Here is a 2,314-nt window from a genome sequence, read left to right as displayed (position 1 = left end):
CGCGTTGCGGGACAGCAGCACCTTGCCGGCCAGCTCGGAGTGCGAGATGCGGGCGTTGCGGGTCAGCTCGGCAATGATCTTCTCGTCGATGGCGTCCACGGTCGACCGTCTCCTTCATCAAGTCGGTGGAGATGGCAGCCCCCACGGCACGCGGATCGCGGGTGCCATGGATTCCTGCGGAGCATGGTGCGTGCTGGTTGCTGATCAGGCTCAGGATGTGCCCGGCCCGGGATCAGAGGCGGCAGCGCAACGCGTGTGTCGAGCCTCTGGACGCCGGGCGTGGCTGTGCACGTTATGTGTACGCCGACAAGAGGGCAGCCCGGTGAGGAAGAACCGAGGCTCTCCTCACCGGGCTGCCGTGGCAGCTTGACGCCCCAGACGCCTGCCCAGCTTCTGCAGGATGCCCCTTGCCGTCGGTGACCAAGCACTGCGAGGCAGGCACCAGCGGCGGGAACTGCTTCACAGCGCCGTCCTGCCGAAGATCCGTCCGGGCGGCCAGGCCGGCGGTATCAATGCCGCCGCCGGAGACTGGCCACCCGGGGCGGATTTGGCCGCGCGCCAGTGGACGTCGCGGAACGGATCATCATCCCGGTCACTGCGTTGCCCGGCCGGCACGTGGGCGAACCCTGCGCTGGAGTCCGCCTTGCTCAGGTGTTGAAGCCGGGCATGGACAGGTACTTGAGCTGCTGGTACTCGTGGAGGCCCTCGGGTCCGCCTTCGCGGCCCAGACCGGACTGCTTGATCCCGCCGAAGGGCGCCGCGACCTCGGAGACCAGGCCGCGGTTGATGCCGACCATGCCGGCCTGCAGACGGGCGGCGACCCGGCGGGCGCGGTCGATGTGGGACGTCATCACGTACGAAGCGAGGCCGTGCTCGGTGTTGTTGGCCACCGCTATGGCCTCGGCCTCGGTGGAGAACCGGTGGATGGCGGCGACGGGTCCGAAGACCTCCTCGTGCATGATCGCGGCGTCGGCGGGGACGTGGTCCAGCACGGTCGGGGCGGCGTAGTGGCCCGGCCCGTCGGGGATGTCCGCCTTGCCGATGACGACGGCACCACGGGCCACGGCGTCCTCGACGAGGTGGCGGACCTTGTCCACCGCACGGTGGTCGGCCAGCGGACCGAGCTCGATGTCCTCCCGGTCCGGGGGTCCCACCCTGGTGGCGGCCATCCGCTCGCCCATGGCAGCGGCGAACGCGTCGGCGATTCCCTCCTGGACCAGGAACCGGTTGGCGCCGACACAGGACTGGCCGCCCAGCCGCATCTTCGCGGTCATCGCTTCGCGGACCGCGAGGTCGAGGTCGGCGTCGTCGAAGACCAGGAACGGCGCGTTGCCGCCCAGCTCCATCGAGGTGCGCAGCACCCGGGCGCCACTCTGCTGAAGCAGCAGCCTGCCGACCGGGGTGGACCCGGTGAAGGACAGCTTGCGCAGCCGGGGGTCGGCCAGCAGTGCCGTGGTGACCGCTGCCGGGTCGCTGCTGGTGATCACGGTCAGGACACCCGCGGGCGCGCCGGCCTCGCGCGCCAGCTCGCCCAGTATCAGGGAGGACAGCGGGGTGAGCGCGGCCGGTTTGAGCACGGCGGTGCAGCCTGCGGCGAGGGCGGCTGCGGCCTTGCGGGCGGCCATGGCCAGCGGCACGTTCCACGGAGTGATCAGCAGGCAGGGACCGACCGGTTCGGCGACGGTGACGATGTGACTCTTGCCGTCCGGGGAGGGTGTGCTGCGTGCGTGGGGGCGGACCGCCTCCTCGGCGTACCAGCGGAAATAGGCCGCGGCGTAGTCGACCTCACCTCGGGCTTCGCTGATCGTCTTGCCGATCTCCAGGGTGATGATCCGGGCCAGACGCTCACGGTGTTCGGTCATGGCGTCGGTGATCCGGTGCAGGACGGTCGCCCGGTCTCGCGGGCTGGTGAGGGCCCACTGGTCGGCGGCCGCGGCCGCCGCGTCCAGTGCTTTGAGCGCGTCTTGTGCGCCGCAGTCGGCGACGGTGGCTATGACTTCCTCGGTTGCGGGGTTGCGCACCTCGAAGGTGCGACCGCCGTCGGCGGGTTGCCAGTCGTGGGCGAGGAAGCCACGGGGGACGGATTTGAGGACTGCCGACTCCTCTGAGGGAGCGGTGAGCGTGTCAGTCATGCGCGTGGCTCTTTCGCTGATCGCAGGATGGTGTGTTGAGAGAGCACGATCGGTGGGTGGTCATACGGCCTCGCCTGCAGGGGTGGCGACCCCTGCCGTGTTCTCGACCGACAGCAGGGAGCCCTGCCGTCCGGAGCCGAGCCAGCGCACCAGGGCGACCAGGCCGAGAGCGAGGATCGCGA

The 2,314-nt window shown here is 70.2% G+C and carries 2 protein-coding genes; both read right to left on the bottom strand.

Annotation, left to right across the window (positions count from 1 at the left end; translation table 11 throughout):
• Positions 1-99: AsnC family protein (locus OP79_RS48715; protein WP_033329653.1), on the bottom strand; the 99-nt coding region annotated here is incomplete at its 3' end.
• A gap of 548 nt (positions 100-647) precedes the next feature.
• The gene (locus tag OP79_RS48710; RefSeq protein ID WP_033329668.1) at positions 648-2,132 is read right to left on the bottom strand and encodes an NAD-dependent succinate-semialdehyde dehydrogenase; all 1,485 of its coding nucleotides are present in this window, start codon (positions 2,130-2,132) and stop codon (positions 648-650) included.
• Positions 2,133-2,314: the final 182 nt, after the last annotated feature.

Source organism: Streptomyces yerevanensis (genome assembly GCF_000716805.1).
Classification (GTDB): Bacteria; Actinomycetota; Actinomycetes; order Streptomycetales; family Streptomycetaceae; genus Streptomyces; species Streptomyces flaveus.
Note: the sequence above shows the minus strand (reverse complement) of the source record. Positions and strands in the feature narration are given on the sequence as shown.